The following is a 22,469-nucleotide window of genomic DNA, read 5'->3' on the forward strand; positions in this document are numbered from 1 at the left end:
GCCGATCCAAACCGCGGGATCACCGACGATCTGCCCTGGTCGCCGGTCACTGCCCGGGGGCGCTTGCGTACCATCGGGCGTGCTTTTGGGCGGGTGCCGCGGCTGGTGCTGCGGGTGCCGATCCTGATCTATCGCTACACCCTGTCCTCCTTCATGGGCCGGCAGTGCCGCTACCTGCCCACCTGCTCGGAATATGCGGACGAGGCCATTTCCCGGCACGGCGCCTGGCCCGGCCTGTTCATGGCCACCGCCCGGCTGTGCCGCTGCCATCCGTGGGGCGGGCATGGCTTCGATCCGGTGCCCGAATGCACCCCGGCGGATGCCTCCTGGTCGCGCCCTTGGCGCTATGGCCGCTGGCGCTTCACGGCCGAGGCGGATCCGCCGGAGCCGGCGCGCGGGCCGGACGCGGAGCATTGAGCACGGCGCCGATGCCGGTGCACTGATCCGACGGCGTGGCGAGCGCCCGCCACACGGCGCGCACCGCGGTGTCGTTGGAGCAGCCGCCGTCGTTGATCTGCAGCTGCTCCCGCAGGTTCATCTGCACCGGCTTGGAGAGCCACCAGCTCATGGAGACCGCGCGGATCTCCGCTACCGCGCGGGGCTTGCCATCGACATCCAGCGGGCGGTCATTGAGGGGGCAGCGGCCATCGGTGCGGGCTTCCGGCCACACCTTGATGTGGGCGAGGCTTGCCGGACAATCGGGCTCGAAGGTGGCCCGGAGCCAGCGGTCGGCCTCGGCGAGGGCGAGGCGCCCGCGGGCCGAGCGCACCGCGCCGATGGCGCCGATGGGTCCGGTGGCCTCGGCGAGCCACAGCCGCTCGTCCGCCTCCGGCCGCAGGGTGCCTTCGCCGTTCAGGGCGCCGGTCAGCGTGCTCTGGGGATCATTGGAGATGACGAGGATGAAGGGCGCGAGGGTGGGGTCCACCGCCACCACCGCCTGCGCCAGCTCCAGCGCGCTCTGGACCCCGTAATTCTCGAAATAGCCGCCGTCGACGATCCGGTCCTGGATGCGGCCATTGGCACGGCGCAGGGTGCCCGGCGGGGAGATGATGGGGAAGCGGGCCGAGTTGGTGGCGGCGGTGGACATGGCGATGTCGAACTCCGATCCGATCACCGCGTGCAGGTCGATGCTCTGGGCGAAGATGGGGCACAGTCCCTGGGCGTCGGTAGCGCCGGTGGGGCAGGCGCCCGGCGCCACATAGAGCGGCGCAAGGTCGGTGGTGACGATGCGCTGGCCGGTGGCGACGGAGGTGCCGTTCAGCACCAGCAGCGGCACCCAGTGGTCGGCGCCGCGGGCGATGGGCTGCAGGAACGGCAGCGCCAGCCGGCCGCGCCCGGCGGCAGGGTCCTCGCCGGCGCCGGGGCCGATGGCCTGCAGGAAGCGCGCTTCCCAGCCCTTTTCCAGCAGGCCGGCCCGATCGAGGGGAAGCAACTGCACCTGGTCGTAGAAGGCGAGGCCGAAGAAGCTGGCGGTGAGATAGTCGCCGCTGGTCAGGGCCTCCAGGCAGTCCTGCCAGGTGCGCACCCGATCGTCGCTGAACCAGAAGCGCGGCGCCCGCGCCGCGCACGGGGGCTGGCCGGTGGCGGCGGCGTCGAGGGCGGCCGCGGCGACGACGGCCCCCAGCGAGCCGCCGGAGACGCCGGAGATGGCGAACAGGCGCGTGGCCAGATCGCCCGCCAAGGGAACGGGATCGGCTGGGGCGACATCCGGGCTCTGAAGCCGCCGCAGCCGTTCGATGGGGAAGCGGGCATTGTCGCCCGCCTTCAGCACCAGCTTGGAGCCGTTGGAGCGGATGAAGGTGTGGCCATCCTGGTGGCGGTCTTCGTCGAGGAAATGGCCGATCACGCTGGCGGTGAAGAAGCCGGCGCGGCTGGCGCCGCCGGCGGCGGCGATGATCACCGGGCGCGGACAGCTGGCCGAGGCCGGCGCGCAATCATTGGCCGCGCGCCAGGCCGCCAGGGCCGCCTGCAGGGTCGGCCGCTCCACCGGCGTCGCCACCGGCACCAGCCGCATGTCGTGATTGTCGCCGAACAGATAGACGCCGATGCTGCTCGCCACCAGAAGCCCGCCGAGCAGCGGCGCCTTCAACCGCCGACCGAGGGCGGAGAGGAAGGCGGCGGGGGGCACCCAGCCGCCCAGGATCAGCGGCACGGCGAACGCCAGCGGCAGGAATGCCGCCAGATCCAGCGGATAGATGATCAACAGGGCGACGACACCGAGCCCGTAAGCGAACAGAGCCACGCGCCCGGTGGCGAACAGGTCGCCGTGGGCGTCATCCACCCCCTCGTTCGTGCGGGGCGCCATGCCGAGGCGGCGGAACACCCCGGAGAGCCGGCGGCCGAGGGCGGCATCGAACGTGGCGAAGGCGCTGAACCGCACCAGTCGGCTGCGCACCACCGTGTAGAGCAGGAATACCGGCACCATTCCCGCCATCACCAGGGCGGTGAGGTTGAGCTGGTGGCTGGCGGCCGTCACCACGCCGGCATCGGCCAGCACCGGCAGGTTGGCGATGGCGGCGCGGGCGCCCCAGGCCAGGGTGAGAAAGGTGAGCGCCCCGAGCACGCGGGGAAACCAGCGCAGCATGGCGGCGGTGATCGGGTCGCAGTGATGGAGCCCGGCGCCGGGCCCTGCGGCCTGCGCCGGTGCCGCGAGGGCCTGGTCCCGGCGGCGCCGCATGCGGGCGATGCCGGCATCGGTTTCCAGCAGCAGCCGGCCGGCATAATGCACCGGCATGGCCCACAGCACGAAGGTCGTGGCCGCCAGGGCAAGAATGCCGCCACACAGTCTCGCTTCGTCGGCGAGGCGGGCGCCGGACATGGCCACGTCCACCAGCGTATCCTGGGCCTGGGTCACGCCCGCCATCAGCACGGCGCCGATGACGACGCTGATGGCCGGCACCCGCAGAACCCACAACACAAGGCCCAGGTCCAGCATCCGGGACCAGAAGGCCCGCAGCCGCTGCAGGCGCGGGGCCCGCTGGTGCCGCTGTCCAGAGGCGTCCGATGGGGCGTCTGGTCCGGCCGGTGGGGCTGGCGTCGTGGTGGTGTTCGCGCTCATGGCCGGAACGTCCCTTCCGTTCTGTGCCGATACACGTCTTAGCTGTAGTTCATGGCTAACACATGCCATGTTGCGGCGCGAGCCGGTTCTCGTCGGTGCAAGGGTCCTGTGAGCCGTGACGGGACCCCGGTGCGGCAGGACCGGCCCCACGGGGTGCGCGGAGGTATTTTGTGGGGTATCGAGGAGATGCTCAAGGGCGCGCGCGCCCTGGCGCCCTTGGGCTATGCTGCGGCATTGCCCCGTGGGGCGCGAGGAAGGGAGGCGAATCGTGACCATCGCCGTCACCGGAGCCGGACGGAACGAGGACGCTGCCGCGCTGGCGCGGCGCCTGGCGCTCGGCACCCTCGACCTGCTCGGGCCGGCCGCAGCCGGCGCGCCGCTGATGGCGCGGGTGCGCCTGCCGTTGCAGCCGTTCCGGGCCAGCGCCACCGGCGCGGAGGTGAGCGGCCTGTGGTTCGGCACCGTGCGTCAGGATGGGGTGGCGGAGAGCTTCCGCCTCGTGTCCGCCGATGGCGCGCTGGCGCTCACCGGCGCGGTGGGGACGGACCTGCGGCTTGATCCGGGGCGCCTCGCCTACGGCCAGGTGGTGGACATCACCTCCGGCCGGCTCGCGGGGGCCGCCGGCAGCGTGGGGTTGACGCTGGGCGGCACGGTCTCGGTGGCCCAGCCGCGCGGGCAGGAATTCCACGTGCATTGGGATTCCTGGTTCGAGAACCGCACCCCCAATTATCCCGAGCATCTCTATCTCACCAATCTTCCGGCCTACGTGTCCACCGTCACCTTGTGCTTCGCGCGGCCGCAGGTGATCTATGAATCCCTGGACGACGACGTCTTTCTCACCACCGGGCTGCAGTTCGACGGCACCGGCCATCAGCTGAAGACCGCGCTGGATCTGCTGCGGCTGCGCCAGCCGCATATCCGGGTGGCGCTGGCCATCCAGCAGGGCGGCAAGCTCGGCTTCGAGCCCTATAATCCCGACGGTTGGGCAGGCATGGATTCCGGCCACTTTCGCGCCCTGCGCACGTTCGTGGACCATATGGGCATCCGCGATATCGATGTGGACTATGAGTGCGTCGCCGCCGCCTCATCCTCGGACAAGCATTGCCGGATCAAGCCCGATGGCGACGTGTGGTGCTACACCGATGGCGAGCTGGCGCGGGTGGTGCGGACCTTCCGGGAGAAGTTTCCGCGGCCCAGATACCGGCTGGCCTTCGATGCCTACAACACCGGCGCCTATTTCGGCCCCTATGCCCAGGAGCGGCCGGTGGGCTGGAACCACGGCTATGCGGCCGCCCTGGCGCGCGATCCCAAGCTGCGGGACGCCATCGATGTCATCAACATCATGTCGTTCGACGAGAAGCCGGGCTATGACCCGGTGCGGGCGCTGGAAGCCTATCGCTACCATTTCCCATCGGCTTCGGTGTTCCTTGGGCTGCGCTCCGGGCCGCCCTGGCATGGGGATGTGAAGCGCTCGCTCACCGATTGCCTCGATTACATCAATGCCGCCATCCGGCTCGGCGCCGGCGGCATCTGGCTTTATTCCCTGCTGTGGGACGTGGGCGAGCCGCACGGCCCCTATGGCCCGGACAATCCGGATGCGGACATGATGGGGCGGCTCGTTGCCCAGCGCTTCCAACTGCCCCAGGCGGATCGCCCGCTGGTCAACGATGGCCGCTCCGGCAGCCCCGCCGCACCGGCAGGTGGGCGCTAGCATAGTGATTTCACGCCCGCTCTCGACATGCGCCGGCGTTCGTCTTGCGCGAAGAAGCGGTGGACCCCTCGACATTTCGCGCCCGCGCCGTGGCTCGCGCCGTGCCCCCTGTGACGCCCAGGGCCGCGCGCCTCGGATGGCGCAGCTCCCTCGCCCCGTGGCGGTCCCTCTCGCGGCACAGAGGGCACTGAATGCGCCCGGCGCATCCGGGGCCCGCCGACGCTGATGCGGCAGGCCCCGGGCGAGGCTGGATCGGCGGCGCCTCAGCTGGCGATGGCGTCATCCGGCCCGCTGTGGGCCAATTGCTCCAGGAGGATGGCGCGGATGGCCTTCTTGGAGAGCTTGCCGGTGGCGGTGTGGGGCAGCTCCGGCACGATCAAGAGGTCATCCGGAATGCTCCATTTGGAGATCTTGCCGGCATAGAAGGCCTGCATCTCCTCGCGGGTGAGGCGGGTGCCGGCTTTGAGCACCGCCACCAGAACCGGCCGTTCGCCCCAGCGGGCATCGGGCTTGGCGACGATGGCGGCTTCCTGGATGGCCGGATGGGCCTGGGCGATGTTTTCGAGGTCGATGGAAGAAATCCATTCGCCGCCGGATTTCACCACGTCCTTGGTGCGATCGACGATCTGGATGAAGCCTTCCCCATCCATGGTCACCACGTCGCCCGTATCGAACCAGCCGGGCATCTCCTCATGGGCCGGGCTCGACGGCATGTTGAAATAGGCGCCGGCCACCCAGGGGCCGCGCACCATCATGGAGCCGAAGCTCTTGCCATCGCGCGGCACCGGCTTGCCATCGGCGCCGGCCACGCGGAATTCCATGCCGAACACCGGGCGGCCCTGCTTGCACTCCAGCGCCATCCTGGCCTCGGGATCGAGCGCCTCATGCTTGGGCTTGAGGGCGGCGGCAAGGCCCACCGGGCTCGTCTCCGTCATGCCCCAGGCATGGCGCACCTTCACTCCCATGTTGTGGAACCGGCTGATCATGATGGGTGGGGTGGCCGAGCCGCCGATGATGACCCGCTTGAGCGCCGAGAAGGTGCGCCCGTGGGTGTCCATCCAGTCGAGAAGGCCCATCCATACGGTGGGCACGCCGGCGGTGACGGTGACCCCTTCCGCCTCGAACAGGGCATGGAGGCTGGCGCCATCCAGCTTCGGCCCCGGCAGCACCAGCTTGGCCCCCACCATGGGCGCCGCATAGGGCATGCCCCAGGCGTTCACATGGAACATGGGCACGATGGGCGCCACCGTATCGGCCGCCGACAGGCTCAGCACGTCCGGCATGGTGATGGCCATGGCGTGCAGCACGCTGGAGCGGTGGCTGTAGAGCACGCCCTTGGGCTCGCCGGTGGTGCCGGAGGTGTAGCACAGGCCCGAGGCGGTGTTTTCATCGAACACCGGCCAGTCGAACTGAGCCGGCTCGTCGGCGATGAAGGTTTCGTAGCAGGTGAGGTTGGGCAAAGCGGACTGCGCCGGCATATGGGCGGCGTCGGTCATCGCCACGACCGCCTTCAGGCCCTTCAACTGCTCCGCCAGTTCTTCGACGATGGGCAGGAAGGTGAGGTCGAAGAACAGGGCGCTGTCGCCCGCATGCTCGATGATGAAGGCGATCTGCTCGCGGAACAGGCGCGGGTTGATGGTGTGGCACACCAGGCCCGAGCCGGAGACGCCGTAATAGAGCTCCAGGTGCCGATAGCCGTTCCAGGCGAGGGTACCCACCCGGTCGCCATTCTTCAGGCCGAGCCGGGCCAGGGCATTGGCGAGCTGCTGGCTGCGGGCGTCGAGATCGGCATAGGTGTAGCGGTGGATGCCGCCTTCCACCGTGGCCGAAACCACTTCGCCATCGCCGTGGTAGGCCGCCGCGTGGCGCAGCACCGAGGACAGCAGCAGCGGAACATCCATCATCGAACCGAGCATCATTTTCCTCCTAGAACCACTTGTTGTTGGGGCGGCGGGTTGAACCCGCTCAGAAGGCGTCCGCCTCCAATGCCATCAGCGAGGGTGCGCCATGGGCGAGGGCAGCGTCCAGCCCCAGGGTGTGGGGCAGCATGCGTTCCACGAAAAATTGCGCCAGCGCCGGCTTGCGCCGCGCGGTGGGGGAGGCGCCTTCGCCCAGCGCAACGGCCGCGGCGGCCATGCGCGCCCACATCCAGCCAAAGCTCACCAGAGCGAACAGGCGCAGGTAATCGGTGGCGGCGGCCCCCGCCTCAATGGCCCCGCCTTGGGCGGCGAGGCGGGCGGTGGCGCCCTCCAGCCGGGCCAGGGCCTCGGCCACCGGATCCACCAGCGCCGCGCCCGCCACCGGCCGGGCGGCATCAAGGTCCGCCTTCACCAGAGCGAAGAAGCGCGCCGGCAGGCGCCCGCCCTCCATGGCCAGCTTGCGGCCCACCAGATCCATGGCCTGCACGCCGTTGGTGCCTTCATAGATCTGGGCGATGCGGGCATCGCGCACATACTGTTCCATGCCCCATTCGCGGATATAGCCATGCCCGCCCAGCACCTGCTGGGCCGCCACCGCGGTCTCGAAGCCGAAATCGGTGAAGGCCGCCTTCACCACCGGCGTCATCAGCGCCACCAGGCCATCGGCCTCCGCCCGGGCGGAGGCATCGGGGCTGTGGGCGGCGATATCCATCTGCAGCGCCGTCCACACCGCCAGCGCCCGCGCCGCATCGGCGAAGGCGCGGCCGGTCAGCAGCATCTTGCGCACATCCGGATGGGCGATGATGGCCACCGGGCCGGGGGTGCCATCGGCGCCGTGGCCCTGACGGCGGTCCTTGGCATAGGCCACCGCCTTCTGGTTGGCCGCCTCGGCGATGCCCAGGCCCTGGATGCCGACGAACAGGCGCTCGGCATTCATCATGGTGAACATGGCGTTGAGCCCGCGCCCCGCCTCGCCCACCAGCCAGCCGGTGGCGCCGTCATAATTCATCACGCAGGTGGGCTGGCCATGGATGCCCATCTTATGCTCCAGCGCCCCCACGCTCATGCCGTTGCGGGCGCCGAGGGTGCCATCCTCCCGCACCAGGAACTTGGGGCACAGGAACAGGCTGATGCCCTTCACCCCCTTGGGCGCATCGGGCTGCCGCGCCAGCACCAAATGGATGATGTTGCCGCCGAAATCCTGGTCGCCGGAGGAGATGAAGATCTTGGTGCCGGTGATGGCATAGCTGCCATCGGCATTGGGCACCGCCTTGGTGGAGAGCAGGCCGAGATCGGTGCCGGCCTGGGCCTCGGTGAGGGCCATGGCGCCGGTCCATTCGCCGGAGATCATCTTGGGCAGGTAGGTCGCCTTGAGCGCGGCGCTGGCATGATGGCCGATGGCCTCCACCGCCCCCCGGGTGAGACCGGGGAAGAGGCCGAAGGAGAGGTTGGCCGAGGACACCATCTCGTCGAGCAGGATCTGCAGCACCCGCGGCAGGCCCTGGCCGCCATGTTCGGGATCGCCCGACAATCCGCACCAGCCGGCGTCCGCGAATGCCCGATAGGCGGCGGCGATGCCCTTCGGCGTGGTCACGCGGCCCTCCCCGAGGCGGCAGCCCTCCTCGTCGGCCGGACGGTTGAGGGGTTCGAGCACCTCGGCGCAGAACTTTCCCCCCTCCTCGAGCACGCTCACCGCGAGCTCGGCATTGACCTCGGCATAGGCGGGCAGGGCCGCCATCTCCCGGTCGAACGGAAAGACCTGGCCGAGCAGGAACGCCACATCTTCGGTGGGGGGAACATAAGCGGCCATCACACTCTCCCGGCAAACGCATGTACCAAACGATTGTTACACTCCCGCGGTGCGACGCGCCAGCCCCGCCCTTGGTCGAAGGCCTGAGACCCTGGCAGAACAGCGAAGGCCGGCGGATAAAGGTTTCGCAGAGGGCGGCGCGGTACGGTAAGAGTCTGCTATGAAGAGCGTTTCGCGAGCCGGTGTGACCGGCGGCAAGGATGAGAGAAGGGCTTGAGGTGAGGCAGAGGACGCGATCAGCGGGTGCCGGCCGGAACGCGGCGACGGCACCAGCCGCCCAGCCGCCAGCACGGACCACGGTGGGCCGTGACCTGTTCTCGGGCGAGATCAGCGACCGGCATCGGGAAATCCTGGAAGCCGCCGCCAGCCTGTTCGCCGAGCGCGGCTACGCGGCCACTTCCGTGCGCGACATCGGTGAGCGGGTGGGCCTGCTCGGCGGCTCGCTCTACCACTATATCAAGTCCAAAGAAGCCTTATTTATCAAGATCCACGACACGGCTCTGCAGGTGGCGGAGGATCACATCCGCGCCGCCATCGACGAGCAGACGGACCCCTGGGCGCGGCTGGAAGCGGCCTGCGTGACCATGCTCGGCATCCAGTTGGACCCGCACTCCATCACCATGCCCCTCATGGGGGATTTTCAGGCGGTACCCCGCCCGGTGCAGGAGCAGCTGATCGCCAAGCGCGACGCCTTCGAGCAGATCTTCGTGGGGCTGGTGGCCGACCTGCCCTTGGAGGCTGGAATCGACCGCTCCATCTACCGCCTGCTGCTGCTGACGCTGCTCAACAACGTGGGCCTGTGGTATCGCCCGGGCCGCCTGTCGCCGGAGGAGATCGGGCGGCAGATCGTCGCCATCTTCCGCCGTGAGGTGACGGCGGAGACCCGCGCGCGGCCTGGCCCCGCAAAGACCCCCTCCAGGCGCGGCTGACCGGCGGGGGTGAGCGTGCCCCTCAGCCCGCCGCGTCGGGTATGTCGGCGTCGGGCATGTCGGTGGCGCGCGCGAGGATCTCCTGCAGGCGCAGCCGGTTCGCGGCGGTCAGCCGGTCGATGCCCAGCCGGCGGGCCAGGGTCAGGGGCGGATCGCTCTCGTCCGCAAGGCGGACTTCCGAACAGGCCACAAACAGCAGCTCCGCCTCGGGAATCTCATCCAGGCTGCGCCGCGCCGCACTGCTCGCCGGTGCCCGGAAGGCCACGCGCGGGCTTATGCTGCCGACACGCCAAAGGAAATCGCCGCCGGGTTCGCGGGTGCGCTCGTAGGGCCCGAGATGGAGCGCGATCTGCGCCTTGATCCGCTTGCCGGTGCGCAGCCAGCCATGGGCGCGCGCAATGCGCTGCGCCAGCACATCCTCACGCACCGGCGCCTCTGCGGCGATCACCGCTTCGACCATCGCGGTGAGCCGAGGGGCGTAGTCGTCCTCGAAGAACCGCTCCGGATCGGCCGAAAAGCCGGACAGATCCGCCATTTGATACGCGGGCGTGCCAGGCGAACCGGTCATCGCGGCGACGTCTTGCAGAGGGGGCCCCGAAAATGCTGAGGTGGCACCGCGCAGCGGTTCGCTGGCCAGCGGCACCACCTCCCCGAGCGTGTCCTCCTCATCGGTGGCGGGGGGCGTTTCCGGCGATGTTGGAGCGCCCGGTGGAAGCGCCTCGTCCGACGCGGGATCGACGGTTTCGCCCAGGTTCCAGTGGGCGGGCTCCGCGGCCTCCGGCTGCGCCGCGCGGCTCTTCGTGACGAGATCGACCAGGGCGGCATCGAGCCGGTTGACGGCCTCCTCGCGGTTCAGCCACCAATCGGTGGACCACACGCGCAGGATCTCCCAGCCAAGGCCGCGCAGCACATCCTCGCGCACCCTGTCGCGATCGCGGGCGGTGGTGGAGCGGTGGTAAGTGGCGCCGTCGCATTCGATGCCAGCGAGATAGGTGCCCGCCTTGTCGGGATGCTTCACGCCGAGGTCGATGCGGAACGCCGAGACGCCGACCTGCGGCACCAGCTGCCAGCCGCGGGCGGTAAGGGCGTCCGCCACCGCTTCCTCGAAGGGCGAATCGGGACCGCCCAGCGATCCCCGGTCCTGGCCGGCGAGGGCCACCGCGCCGCGTGCCGCGAAGTCCAGGAAGGTCTTCAGGTGGTGGACACCCAGACCCTTGGTGCGGGCCACGTCGATGTCGTCGGCACGGGTGCCGGAGAACACCACCAGCTCCTGGCGCGCGCGGGTGATGGCCACGTTGAGCCGGCGCTCGCCGCCATCCCGGTTCAGGGCGCCGAAGTCCATGCGGCGCACGCCGGCGGCGTCCTTCGTGAAGGTGATGGAGAAGAACATGACGTCCCGCTCATCGCCCTGCACATTCTCAAGATTCTTCACGATGGTCGGTTCAAACCGCTCGTCGGAGAAGAACCATTCGATCTCCGGTGCCTCGGCCCGTGCCGCATCGAGAAGGTCCTGGATCAAGGCCTGCTGCTGGGCATTGAAAGTGATGATGCCGAGGGTCGGCCGCGCCTTGTCCGGCCAGCTCGCCCACGTGCGCATGCGGGCCACCGCGGCTTCGACCAGGGCTCGGGCCTCGATGAGGTTGGTGCGGCTCTTGCCACGGTCATAGATCCCGTCGGCGACGGCGTGGAGGCGGACCGCCCGGTCTTCCACCTCCGGCGAGGGGAAGGTGATGAGCCGGTTGCCGTAGTAATGCTGATTGGAAAAGGCGATGAGCGCCTCGTGGCGGCTGCGGTAGTGCCAGTTCAGTTGCCGCATCGGCAGACCGGATGCCCGTGCTTCATCAAGAATGCTTTCAAGATCGCGCTGGGCCTCCTCGATGTCCTCGTCATCATCGTTGCGGCCGAAGAAATTGGTGGGTGGCAGCTGCTTGGGGTCGCCGACAATGACGGTCTGCCGGCCACGGGCGATGGCGCCAACCGCGTCCCAGGTGGTGATCTGCGAGGCCTCGTCGAAGATCACCACATCGAACAAGGCATGGCCGGCCGGCAGGTATTGGGCGATGGACAAAGGCGACATCAGCATGCATGGCGCCAGCTTGCTGAAATTCTGGGGCATGGCGCCGATCATGTCGCGTATGGACTTGCTCGGGCGCTGCAACTCCGTCTGGTGGCGCAACAGCCCCAGCTCGGAGTTGCGTGGCACGCTCTGCACCGCAGGCAACTGATGGGCGATGCGCCGGCGGACGTGATCCGCCGCATGGCTGCGCGCGAGATCATCCAGCCGGCGGAAGTCGGCGATGGTGTGCTCGTGCTGATAGCGCCGGAAGCGACGCAATACCGGGTCGGCGTCCATGGCGAGTGGCAGCCACCAGCGCGCATAGGCGAGGCGGAAGGCGTTGGCTGTAGTGGCCGGGTCCTGCAGCCGGGTTTCCAGGGCCTCGACCAGGGGGGCCAGCCCGTGGGCGAGCGCCAGGCGGCGCACGCCCTGCCAGCTGGTCCAGTCGGCGAGGGCGGTTCGCGCCTCCACAAGCTCAGCCATGGCACGGGCGATGCCGGCCGGTGCGTCCCCGGCCAGCAGGGTGGAGAGCGGGCATTCTGCCACGCCGGCGAAGGCCTCCGCGCGGGCGTTGAACGCGACGAGCGCCGCGGTCAGGGTCTGCCCGGCGGCCGCGACGCCGGAGGGATCGGCGCCGGTGGTGATCATCGCCGTGAAGGCATGGCCCGCCGTGTCCACCTCCGCATCGGACAGGGGCAGGGCGAAGACCGCCTGCCGCAGCGCCTGGGCGCGCCGCAGCAGGGCGGCGATGGACTCCACATTGGTGTCGGCGCCCGCAAAGCCCACCGGCCTCACCGCCAGGGGGCTGGCCTCCACCTCGGTGATCAGCGCCTGCATCTGCCGGAGCAGAGGGAGCATGTCGCGAGGTTCGGGTTTGCCGGAGGCGGCATAGGTGGCAAGGAGGTTACGAATTTGCGATTGCCGCAGCAGCCGCAAGGGCCAGAACGCGGCCGACGCCCGGCGCCACTCGGGTTCGATCTCGTCGAGCGGGATGCGCGGCACCTCGGCGCGGGTGAAGCGCCCGGCGACCTGCGCTTCGACGGCCCGCAGGCGCGTGAGTGTGGCGGCGAGCTGCTGCAGGGCCGAGGGCAACGCGTCGAAATCCGGATCGAACGCGATGCTGTGGTCGGCATGGGCGCACGCCGCCAGCGCTTCGGCCAGCGCGGCGAACCGGCTGATGTCGGCCAGCCGTGCCGTCCCATCGCTCGCAAGGCCAAGGGCGGAGCGGAAGCGGGCCTGGGCGGTGGCCAAGGTCTCGGCCGCGCTTTTCAGCGCCAGGGCCGCCGCAAGCAGCTGCTGTTGCCAGGCATTCGACCAGTCCGTCGCCTGGACCACACCGAGGGCTGGACGGGTGCCCACGGCGGCGAAGGTGCGGCCCAGTGCTTCCGCCAGCTCCTCCAGCGCCTTGAGGCTGGTGGCATCGTGCGCATCCGGGCCGGCGAAGGCGAGGGCCGGGGCGGCCTCACCTTCATCCCGCAACACCCGGCCGAGGGCCTGATAGAGGGTGAGCCCGTTGGCATGCGCCCGGTGCAGGGCCTCCACATAGGCATTCAGTTCATCGCGTCGCAGGCCAAGGTCATGGTTGGCGCTCAGCCAGGCGCTTTCATCCACCGCGCCGCCATGCTCCCAGGAGGCTTTCAGCTGGGCGAGGAAGCTCTTGCGGTCGGTCTTGCTGGAATGGAGCTCCAGGCAGTGGGGCGCCAGGCCGTGCTCCCGGAGCCGGCGATAGACCACGCTCAGCGCCGCCGCCTTCTCAGCCACGAACAGCACCGTCTTCCCCACTGAAAGGCAGTGGGCGATCATGTTGGCGATGGTCTGGCTCTTGCCCGTGCCGGGCGGGCCGATGAGCACCATATCATGGCCCTGGGCGGCCATGAGGCTGGCGACGCTCTGCGACGAGTCCGCCGGCAGCAGGTTGACGATGTCGGATGGCGCATAGAGCCGGTCGAGGTCGCGGGCCTCCGGCGGCGGTGCCTCGAGCCCGGGGAAGGGGGCATCGGGCGTGTCGATGAGGTGGCGCACCACCCGGTTCTGGCGCAGCAGGTCGGTGCGATCCACCAGATCCTTCCACATCAGATATTTGGCGAAGGAGAAGGTGGCGAGCGCGGTCTCATCCACCACCTCCATGCCGGGCACGTCACGCACCGCGCGGCGCACCTCGGCCAGCAGGCGCGGCACGTCCACGCCGGAGTCGTCGGTGGGCAGGTCGCCTTCGAGCTGTGGCAGAGACAGCTCGAACTCCTCTTCGAGGAAGCGGAGCAGCGTGGCGTTGAAGCGCGGGTCGTCCTCATGGAAGCGCAGGGTGAAGCGCGACGTGGCGGCCGTGCGCTCCAGCTTGACCGGCACCAGCAGCAGCGGGGCACGATAGGTGCGCTGTTCCCCCGGGCGCCGCCAGCGCAGGAAGCCGACGGCCAGGAACAGCGTGTTGGTGCCGCCCTCGGCGAGGTCATTGCGCACTTCGCGATACAGGTCGATCAGGCGGCCTTCCAGCTCCCGCGCGGCGAGCGGGGAGGGCAGTTCGTCGCGCTCCAGCGCCTCGGCGGCAAAGCGGCGGTGCACATCCTCGCCGCGCATGTCGCGATAGGTCTGTGCATCGCGCTCGCCCAGGGGATTCTGCTGGGGCAGCGAGAGGATCCGGATGCCGGCCCCGGCGGCGAGCCGGTCTTCCAGATAGGCGACATCGGTGCATAAGAACGGGACGGTCTTCTTGCCATCCCGGAAGTTCAGAAGGCGGTTGCGGAGCGTCAGATCGAGCAGCTTCTTCTGCCAGCGGGCGATGCGATCCTGGGCCGTGCGCGGCTTCGGCTCCAGCGGCTGCGGCTCGGGCCGAACCGGGCCGTCGGGCCAGCCGTCGAGCACGGGAAGGCCGGGACCACCGACGCCGCCGGTGTGGGGGCCTGCGATGCCCCCGCCATCAATGCCCTCGCCATGGGTGGCGAGGGGCGCGATGCCGCCATCGCGCAGGCGCCGCACATCGATGGCGAGGTGAAACGCAGCCTCCTGCTCCTCGGAGAGGCGGGGCAGCAGGGCGCTCTGGGCCTGCTCCAGCGATGCCACCGGGCGGCGGGTGATGGCGGTGGTCTCAAGCACCATCATCTCGCCGGCCGCCAGCGCCTTGCGCACCTCGCTGGGATCGCCGGTAATCGCATCCGGCAGCGTCCGCTTCACCAGCCACACGCCCACCGCGGCATGGCCATCGAACATCAGCAACACCGGGTTGAGCCCGGCTGCCTCGAAGGCGGCGGCGAACAGCAGCGTACTGTCGAGGCAGGTGGCGAGGCCCACCTTCGCGATGGTGGATGGCCCGCGAATCTTTTGGCCCCGCTCCTCGAAGCTCGCGGGCGGCTCCGCATAAAAGGTGTTCTGGGCGGCGATGGCGCTGTAGAGCGCCGCCACCAGCAGCCGGACCCGCCGCGGATCGGCGCTCTGGTAGCCATCCATGCCCGGTTCGCACTGGCGGGCGGCGAGCCGGTCGGAGGCGGCGCGCAGCAGCGTCTGAACCGCCGGGTCATTGGGCATGACGAAGGCGGGAAGCAGCTGCGCCATGTCGCCGACGCCGCCCCATTCGTCGCGGGCCAGCAGCCGCACCGCACTGCGGGTCTGCGCCAGGATGGCATCCCCTTGCCGCAGCACGAAGCTGATCTCGCCGCGCTCCGCTTCATTGAGGCCCGCCAGATAGCCCGGATCAAGGTCGAGGCGGCGGTCGCCGAGGGTCAGGTCGTCACCGGCGGCCAGCCGGTCGATGGTCCAGCTGCGTGGCCGCAGGAAGGGCGGCTGCGCCGACACGTCGAGCCGGCAGTTTGTGAGGTCGCGCGGGGTCAGATTGGTGATGGTGAGGGCGCGCAGCACCGGCACGGCGTTCTGGTGCGAAGCAAAGGTGAAGGCGGATGCGATATCCGCAATCATCCACGCCTCGGTGGGCGGCCGATCGGGTGAATGAGCGCCCTGGTCCTGCGTCAGCCCGCTCTCAGTTCCGCCATCCTCGATCGCCATGGTGCCCGCCCCGTTTCGGAGGCGCGAGACTACGGGTGGGAAGTGGGCGGTGCAACCCAGTGGTCGGCGCAACATCCTCGGGTTGCGAGAATGGGCAACGCTGGCCGCCGCCTCGCGGCGTCACGTTCTACAGGGGATGGGGATCTGACGTGGTACAGGTGGGTGGGCTCGAACCACCGACCTCCGGTTCCACAGACCGGCGCTCTAACCAACTGAGCTACACCTGCATGACATTCGGCACTGCGGCGCCGAAGTGAGCGCGGAACCTACGCGGGGCGTTCGCCGATTGCAAGAGGGCAGGACGGCTTCTGCAAAGGGTCGTCCACACCCAATGGCGGGGTGGCGCGCAACCGTTGGCGAGCCGGTGTCGGTGCCCTAAACAGGGGGCCGGGCCGGGTGCCCGCTGGAGCCGCCATGCAGCCGTATCTCGACCTCATCGACCGCATCCTGCGCGAAGGCGCGCGCAAGGACGACCGCACCGGCACCGGCACCCTCAGCGTGTTCGGCCACCAGATGCGGTTTGATCTCGGTGCCGGCTTCCCGCTGGTCACCACCAAGAAGCTGCATCTGAAATCCATCGTCCATGAGCTGCTGTGGTTCCTCGCTGGCGACACCAACATCCGCTACCTCAAGGACAACGGCGTCAGCATCTGGGACGAGTGGGCGGACGCCGCGGGCGAGCTGGGCCCGGTCTATGGCCACCAGTGGCGCTCCTGGCCCAATCCGGATGGGCCGGCCATCGACCAGATTGCGCAGGTGGTCGCCGATATTCGCCGCAACCCCGATTCGCGCCGGCTCATCGTCACCGCCTGGAATCCGGCCGATGTGCCGAAGATGGCGCTGCCGCCCTGCCACTGCCTGTTCCAGTTCGCGGTCGCCGAGGGCAAGCTCTCCTGCCAGCTCTATCAGCGTTCGGCTGACGTGTTCCTGGGGGTGCCGTTCAATATCGCGTCCTATGCCCTGCTGACCCACATGGTGGCGCAGGTGACCGGCCTTGCGCCCGGCGATTTCATCCACACGCTGGGGGATGCCCACCTCTATCTCAACCATCTGGACCAGGCGCGCGAGCAGCTGGCGCGCAGCCCGCGACCGCTGCCGCGGCTGCTGCTCAACCCCGCCGTGACCGACCTGTTCGGCTTTCAATATGCGGATGTCGCCTTCGAGGGATACGATCCGCACCCCCACATCAAGGCGCCCGTCGCGGTGTGAGGCGGGTGCATCCGGCGATCGCATTGCGTCGCGCGATGCTCGGGTTAAGAGTAGGCGGCCGTTTTGATGGAGGACAAACCGATGGCAGACGCTGGCAGCCTCTTGGGTGAATTGCTGGGCGCCGCCCTGCGCAATGGCAGCGTGCGCGGTGGGAGCGCCTCTGGCGGCGCCGACGGCCTGGGGGATATTTTGCAGGACGTCCTCGGCGGTGCTGGCCGTGGCGGCAGCGCGCCCGCCCCGTCCGGCGGCCTCGATTCCATTCTCGGCGAGGTGTTGGGGCAGGTGCTCGGCGGCACCTCGCCTTCGCGCGGAGGCAACACCGGCGGCGCGGCCTCCGGTGGCACGCCGGCGGGTTTGCCGGGGGGGCTCGGCGATCTTCTTGGCGGCATCCTCGGGGGCGGCCGCGGCTCCAGTGCCCCCTCTGGCGGATCGGCGGGCGGGCTCCCCGGTGGCCTGAACGACGTGCTCGGCCAGATCCTCGGTGGCGGCGCGGCGTCGGGTGGCAGCCGCAGTGGCGGCGGGGGACTGGGTGATTTCGCGCAGGATGCTTTGGGCGGCGCGGGATCTGTGCCCGCTTCGGTGCCGTCCTCCCAGCCGTCCTCGCCCTCCATTCCGCAGCCAGCGCCCACGCCGACGCCGGACGGCCGCGCGCCCAGCGGTGGTTCGGACCTGCTCAAGTATGGTGGCCTGGCGGTGATCGGAATGCTGGCCTTCAACGCCTTCCGCAAATGGCAGGCGGGGCAGGGGGGCCGCGCGAATTTCGTGGATGAGAGCTCCAGCGCCTTCTCACCGGTGGCCGCCCCCGGCGGGCCGGAGGCCTTCTCGCAGGCGCTGCTGCTGGCCATGGCGGCGGCGGCCCAGGCCGATGGTCAGCTCGATCAGGACGAACTGAACCGCATCACCGGCGGCATCGCCCGCATGGGGGCCGGCAGCCCCGATCAGCAGGCGCTCATCCACTATCTGACGACGCCGGTGGATCCGCAGCGGGTTGTGGATGCCGCCATCACCCCGGAGGCCGCCTTGCAGCTCTATGCGGCATCGGCCATGGCCATCCGGCCCGACAGTGCGGTGGAACGGGCCTATCTGACCCAGCTCGCCGGCGCCCTCGGCATCGATCCTAGCCTGAAGGCGCAGGTGGATGCGGACCTGAACGCCTGAAGCGCTCACGCACTCGTGCGCGGGCCGGCGTAACGCTGGCCGCCATCCCCTCGTAAACATCATCAAGCGCGCCCGATGGCGCGCGCCATCGGTGATGTTGCGAGGCGAAGGGCATGCGAGTGTCTTCTCTGCGGGTGTCTTCTCTGCGGCTGTTTCATGAGCGGTCCGGCGCGTTCAGCGCGGAGAAGACCGGGGCGCTGCTGTTGGCGGTGACCCCGGCGGTGTGGCTGGCCGCGGTGGCCCTCGGCGGCGATCTCGGCGCGCGGCCCTGGACTGAGGCGATCCATTTCACGGGCCTGTGGGCCTTGCGCTTTCTGGTTCTGAGCCTGGCCGTGACGCCGCTGCGGCTGGTGCTGCAATGGCCCAAGCTGTTCTTCGCCCGGCGCACCCTCGGGCTGGCGGCGCTGGCCTATGCGGTGGCGCATCTGGCGTTGTTCATCGTGGATCAGGGGGCGCTGCGGGCGGCGCAGGAGATCGTGCTGCGGACCTATCTCGCCATCGGCATGCTGGCGGTGGCGCTGCTGCTGGTGCTGGGCGCCACCTCCTATGACGGCGCCATCCGGCGGCTTGGTGCGCGGCGCTGGGCGCGGCTGCACCAGGCCGTGTATCTCATTGCCGTGCTCGCCACCCTGCACTTCTTCATTCAATCCAAGCTCGATGTCACCGAACCCGTGCTGATGACCGGGGCCCTGGTGCTGCTGTTTCTCTACCGGATTGCTGCGCGCCTCGCCGGCCGCGTGACCCCGCTGCGTCTCGCCGGGCTGGCTGTGGTGGGCGCCGGACTCACCGGGGGGCTGGAAGTGGTTTGGTATGGGGTGGCCACGCGGGTCGACCCCTGGCTGGTGGCGGCCGCCAATTTGTCCCTCGATCTGGGGCCTCGGCCGGTGTGGTGGGTGCTGGCGGGTGGCCTCGCCCTGGCGGCGTTGGCGGCGGTGCGCGGCACACCAGCCCGGTCCGGCCGGCGGCCGGCCGGCGGGCTTCAGGCCGGGCGCTGACGGGCCAGGTCCCGGATCAGCACCTCCAGCGCCGCTTCGGGCCGTGCGCGCGGCCAGTCCGCCATCTGGTGGCGGAAGAAGGTGCGCTGGCGCTTGGCATAGCGGCGGGTGTCGTTCTGGCCCTCGGCAACGGCCTCGTCCCGGTTGATCTCGCCGCGCAGATGGCGGGTGAGGGCGGGCGCGCCGTGGGCCTTCAGAATGGTGCGGTCGGCGGGCAGGCCGCGCGCCGCCAGCGCCGCCACCTCTTGGAGGGCCCCCGCCTCCATCATGGTGAGGAAGCGCGCGTCGATCCGCCCCCGCAACACCTCTGGCTCCACGTCCAGCACCAGCCGCACCAGCGTATCCCGGCGCAGGGGCGCAGCCGGTGTGTCGTGCTGCCAGGCGGACAGGGGGCGCCCGGTGGCAGCTTCCACCTCCAGCGCCCGCAGGATCCGCTGGCGATCATTGGTGCCGATGCGCACCGCCGCTGTCGGATCGACCATCGCCAGACGCGCATGCAGGTCCTTGTTGCTGGCCGGTGCGGCCGCCTCCCGCACCTGCGCCCGGATGTCCTCTGGAATCGGCGGAACTTGCACGAGCCCTTGGGTGAGCGCGCGGAAATAGAGCCCGGTGCCGCCCACGACAATGGGCAGGCGCCCCTGCGCATGGACCGCTTCAATGGCTGCGGTGGCATCGTGCAGCCAATGCCCCACCGAGTAATCGGCGGCGCCGTCCACATGGCCATAAAGCAGATGGGGCGCGCGCAGGAGGTCCGCGTCGCTCGGTCGCGCCGTCAGCACCGCAAGATCGCCATAGACTTGCATGGAATCTGCATTAAGGACCATACCACCCGTGCGCTCGGCGAGCGCGAGGGCGAGTGCCGACTTGCCGCTGGCGGTGGGTCCGGCAATCAGAACCACCGCCGCCTTTCCTTGTTCTCTGTCCGGTTTGTCCATGGCCTACGTTGCAACGCTGATCTCGAATCCATCTGCCCCGGCTTTGACGCGCGAGGCAATCCATGAAGCCCGTGCCGTTCTGCCCCATGCCCAGGAGCCCGTGGTTCTCGAGCACGATGTGGCTGTCGACATTCACTTCGCGCCGACGCTGGGCGCCAACGCACACGCCATCGCCGATGCCGTGCGTGCGGCTCTGAAGGGTGCACCCATCGACGTGGTGGTGCAGCTCGAAGCCGGCCGGCGCAAGCGTCTGCTGGTGGCGGACATGGATTCCACCATGATCCTGCAGGAGTGCATCGACGAACTGGCGGACATGGCCGGCCTGAAGCTGCATGTCGCCGCCATCACCGAGCGGGCCATGCGGGGCGAAATCGAATTCGAATCCGCTCTGCGCGAGCGCGTGGCGTTGCTGCGTGGCCTCTCGGCGAATGTGGTGGGAGAGGTTTTGCGCGATCGTATCCGCCTCACCCCGGGTGGGGTCGAGCTGGTGTCGACCATGCGCGCCAATGGCGCGTATGCCGCGCTGGTTTCCGGCGGCTTCACCCTGTTCACCTCGACCATCGCCGAGCAGATCGGCTTCGACGAACACCGCGCCAACACCTTGCTGGTGGAGGGCGGCGAGCTGGTGGGCGCCGTGGCGGAACCGATCCTGGGCCGCGACGCCAAGGTCGCCGCCCTGGTGGAACTGCGCGACCGGCTGCATCTGGCGCCGTCCGAGACCCTGGCCGTGGGTGACGGGGCCAATGACCTCGCGATGCTGGCGGAAGCCGGCCTCGGTGTCGCCTTCCACGCCAAGCCGCAGGTGGCCGCTGCCGCGCACGCCCGTATTGACCACGGCGACCTCACCGCGCTGCTCTATATGCAGGGCTATACGCGCGAAGAGATCCGCAGCGCCTGAGCGGTCTCCGACCGTCCCTCTAATCGAGAGGGACGGTGACGAACTGCTGCTCGCCCTGGCCATCGGACACCAGGAACAGGGCAGACTTCTTCTTCTGCTTGCGCAGGGCGTCGATCTGCTTCTGCACATCGGCCGGGCTCGATACGGCCTCCTGGCCCACCTGGACGATGACCAGACCGGCCTTCAGGCCCTTGTCGGCGGCATCGGTGCCGCTCTCCACGCTGGTGATGACGGCGCCGGTGATGCTGCTCTTGATGTTGTAGCGACGGCGCAGGTCCTCGGTGATGGGCGAGAGCTCCAGGCCCAGCGTCTTGCGCGGGGCGGCCTTGGGGTCGTCCGCCCCCTGGCCGGGCTCTGCCTTGTCCTCATCAGGCATACGCGCCACTTTGAGGCGCAAGGTGTCCTCCTTGCCCTGGCGCACCACCACCACATCCACCTCGCGGTCAGCCATGGTGTCGGCCACCGTGCGTGTGAGATCGCGCACGGTCTTCACGTCGCGACCGTCGAATTTCACGATCACGTCGCCGGGCTTCAGGCCGGCCTTCTGCGCCGGGCTGCCGTCGTTGACCACCCCCACCAGGGCGCCGCGCGGCTTGCCCATGCCGAGGCTCTCGGCGAGGTCGTCGGTCACGGTCTGGATCCGCACGCCGATCCAGCCGCGCCGGACTTCCTTGAACTGCTGCAACTGCGCCACCACAGGCTGCACGGTGGAGGCGGGAACGGCGAAGCCAATGCCGATGGAGCCACCGGAGGGGGAAATGATGGCGGTGTTCACCCCCACCACGTCGCCGGCCATGTTGAACAGCGGCCCGCCGGAATTGCCGCGGTTGATGGCGGCATCGGTCTGAATGAAATTGTCATAGGGGCCGGAATTGATGTCCCGATTGCGGGCTGAGACGACACCCACGGTCAACGTGCCGCCGAGGCCGAACGGGTTGCCGATGGCCATCACCCAATCGCCCACCCGCAGCTTTTCGGAATCACCGAACTTCACCGCGGTCAGCGGCTTCTCGGGCGTCACCTTCAGCAGGGCGATGTCGGTCTTTGTGTCGCGACCGATCAGCTCGGCCTTGAGCTTCGTGCCATCGTTGAAATTGGCGTAGATCTCGTCGGCATCGGCGATGACGTGATTGTTGGTCACGATGAAGCCGGACGGGTCGATGACGAAGCCCGACCCCAGCGACGACACCCGGCGGGAGCGGTTCTGCCCCTCCTCATCCTGACGGTGCTTGAAGAACTCGTCGAAGAAGTCCTCGAATGGCGAGCCCGGCGGCAGCTGCGGCGTGGGCACGCTGCGGGCGGCGGCAACGGTCTGCGAGGTGGAGATGTTCACCACGGCATCCATCACCTTCTCGGCCACGTCGGCCACAGTGTCCGGCCCCTTGCCCGAGGCGGCCGCCAGTGGGCCGGCGACGAAGGGAGAGCCGATGATGGCCAGCGCCAGCGCCAGAGCGGCAAGCCGCCGGTAAAGCACGCGGGAACGACCGGGAACGGGGCGAGCGGATGGGGACATCGGTCTCCTCGACGAAACAGCGATGGCGGAAGGCTGCGCCGCCGGAGCGAAGGGCGCAAGGGGTAAAGCGCCGGGCGCGTTCACATCCCCCGGACCGGGTGAACTGCTGTCGTCGCAGCGCGTGCGGGCGGGCGCCGTTCGGTGCGGGGCCGTGGACCCGCGCGGCGCGTGAAGCCGGCGGCGGAAGGATGGATGGCCGGCGCGGGGCGCTGTGCTGCCAAGGGGGCCGCGTTTGCGCCCCTGCGGAACGGTGCGGGGGAGAAGAGGGGAGGAGGCTGGGGCCCG

At 69.4% G+C, this 22,469-nt stretch carries 13 protein-coding genes and 1 tRNA gene; 7 read left to right on the forward strand and 7 right to left on the reverse strand.

Annotation, left to right across the window (positions count from 1 at the left end; genetic code table 11):
* Positions 1-63 precede the first annotated feature (63 nt).
* On the forward strand, positions 64-417 hold the full coding sequence (gene yidD / locus MEU52_RS10975) for a membrane protein insertion efficiency factor YidD (protein WP_273546162.1): 354 nt from the start codon (positions 64-66) through the stop codon (positions 415-417).
* Here yidD and MEU52_RS10980 read toward each other — a convergent pair.
* Positions 362-3,058, reverse strand: a complete 2,697-nt coding sequence (locus tag MEU52_RS10980; protein WP_238121312.1) for a hypothetical protein — start codon at positions 3,056-3,058, stop codon at positions 362-364. The two genes, yidD and MEU52_RS10980, sit on opposite strands and share 56 nt — an antisense overlap.
* A 268-nt stretch (positions 3,059-3,326) precedes the next feature.
* On the opposite strand from MEU52_RS10980, the gene MEU52_RS10985 reads away from it, so the two are divergent.
* Positions 3,327-4,769 (forward strand): hypothetical protein, encoded by a 1,443-nt coding sequence (locus tag MEU52_RS10985; RefSeq protein WP_238121313.1) that lies wholly within the window; start codon positions 3,327-3,329, stop codon positions 4,767-4,769.
* Between the two features lie 263 nt (positions 4,770-5,032).
* On the opposite strand, the gene MEU52_RS10990 is transcribed toward MEU52_RS10985, so the two are convergent.
* A complete protein-coding gene (locus tag MEU52_RS10990; RefSeq protein ID WP_238121431.1) occupies positions 5,033-6,685 on the reverse strand; it encodes a long-chain-fatty-acid--CoA ligase in 1,653 nt (550 codons plus the stop codon).
* Between the two features lie 49 nt (positions 6,686-6,734).
* Positions 6,735-8,498, reverse strand: a complete 1,764-nt coding sequence (locus tag MEU52_RS10995; protein ID WP_238121314.1) for an acyl-CoA dehydrogenase — start codon at positions 8,496-8,498, stop codon at positions 6,735-6,737.
* Between the two features lie 299 nt (positions 8,499-8,797).
* Here MEU52_RS10995 and MEU52_RS11000 point away from each other — a divergent pair, with 299 nt between their 5' ends.
* Positions 8,798-9,427 (forward strand): TetR/AcrR family transcriptional regulator, encoded by a 630-nt coding sequence (locus MEU52_RS11000; RefSeq protein WP_238121315.1) that lies wholly within the window; start codon positions 8,798-8,800, stop codon positions 9,425-9,427.
* A gap of 22 nt (positions 9,428-9,449) precedes the next feature.
* Here MEU52_RS11000 and MEU52_RS11005 read toward each other — a convergent pair whose 3' ends face one another.
* Both MEU52_RS11005 and MEU52_RS11010 read right to left on the reverse strand, forming a co-directional pair.
* Complete coding sequence (locus tag MEU52_RS11005) at positions 9,450-15,476, reverse strand: DUF3320 domain-containing protein (protein ID WP_238121316.1); 6,027 nt, start codon at positions 15,474-15,476, stop codon at positions 9,450-9,452.
* A gap of 150 nt (positions 15,477-15,626) precedes the next feature.
* A tRNA-His gene (locus MEU52_RS11010) sits at positions 15,627-15,703 on the reverse strand.
* Positions 15,704-15,890: 187 nt separating this feature from the next.
* On the opposite strand from MEU52_RS11010, the gene MEU52_RS11015 reads away from it, so the two are divergent.
* The 3 genes from MEU52_RS11015 to MEU52_RS11025 all read left to right on the forward strand — a co-directional run bounded on the left by MEU52_RS11015 (position 15,891) and on the right by MEU52_RS11025 (position 18,838).
* Positions 15,891-16,685 carry a thymidylate synthase gene (locus MEU52_RS11015; RefSeq protein WP_238121317.1) on the forward strand — a complete coding sequence of 265 codons (795 nt, stop codon included), beginning with the start codon at positions 15,891-15,893 and terminating at the stop codon, positions 16,683-16,685.
* An 81-nt stretch (positions 16,686-16,766) separates the two neighbouring features.
* Positions 16,767-17,843 (forward strand): tellurite resistance TerB family protein, encoded by a 1,077-nt coding sequence (locus MEU52_RS11020; RefSeq protein ID WP_238121318.1) that lies wholly within the window; start codon positions 16,767-16,769, stop codon positions 17,841-17,843.
* A gap of 113 nt (positions 17,844-17,956) precedes the next feature.
* Positions 17,957-18,838, forward strand: coding sequence for a sulfite oxidase heme-binding subunit YedZ (locus MEU52_RS11025; RefSeq protein WP_238121319.1), 882 nt, complete (start codon positions 17,957-17,959; stop codon positions 18,836-18,838).
* Here MEU52_RS11025 and miaA read toward each other — a convergent pair.
* Positions 18,823-19,773: a tRNA (adenosine(37)-N6)-dimethylallyltransferase MiaA gene (gene miaA / locus MEU52_RS11030; protein ID WP_238121320.1), complete on the reverse strand. Its 951-nt coding sequence runs from the start codon at positions 19,771-19,773 to the stop codon at positions 18,823-18,825. The genes MEU52_RS11025 and miaA overlap by 16 nt on opposite strands.
* Between miaA and serB the strand changes: the two genes are divergently transcribed.
* On the forward strand, positions 19,772-20,671 hold the full coding sequence (serB, locus tag MEU52_RS11035; protein WP_238121321.1) for a phosphoserine phosphatase SerB: 900 nt from the start codon (positions 19,772-19,774) through the stop codon (positions 20,669-20,671). The two genes, miaA and serB, sit on opposite strands and share 2 nt — an antisense overlap.
* A gap of 19 nt (positions 20,672-20,690) precedes the next feature.
* On the opposite strand, the gene MEU52_RS11040 is transcribed toward serB, so the two are convergent.
* Positions 20,691-22,184 carry a Do family serine endopeptidase gene (locus MEU52_RS11040; protein WP_238121322.1) on the reverse strand — a complete coding sequence of 498 codons (1,494 nt, stop codon included), beginning with the start codon at positions 22,182-22,184 and terminating at the stop codon, positions 20,691-20,693.
* Positions 22,185-22,469: the final 285 nt, after the last annotated feature.

The sequence above is a fragment of the Xanthobacter sp. NM-25 genome, assembly GCF_022138605.1.
Taxonomy (GTDB): domain Bacteria; phylum Pseudomonadota; class Alphaproteobacteria; order Rhizobiales; family Xanthobacteraceae; genus Xanthobacter.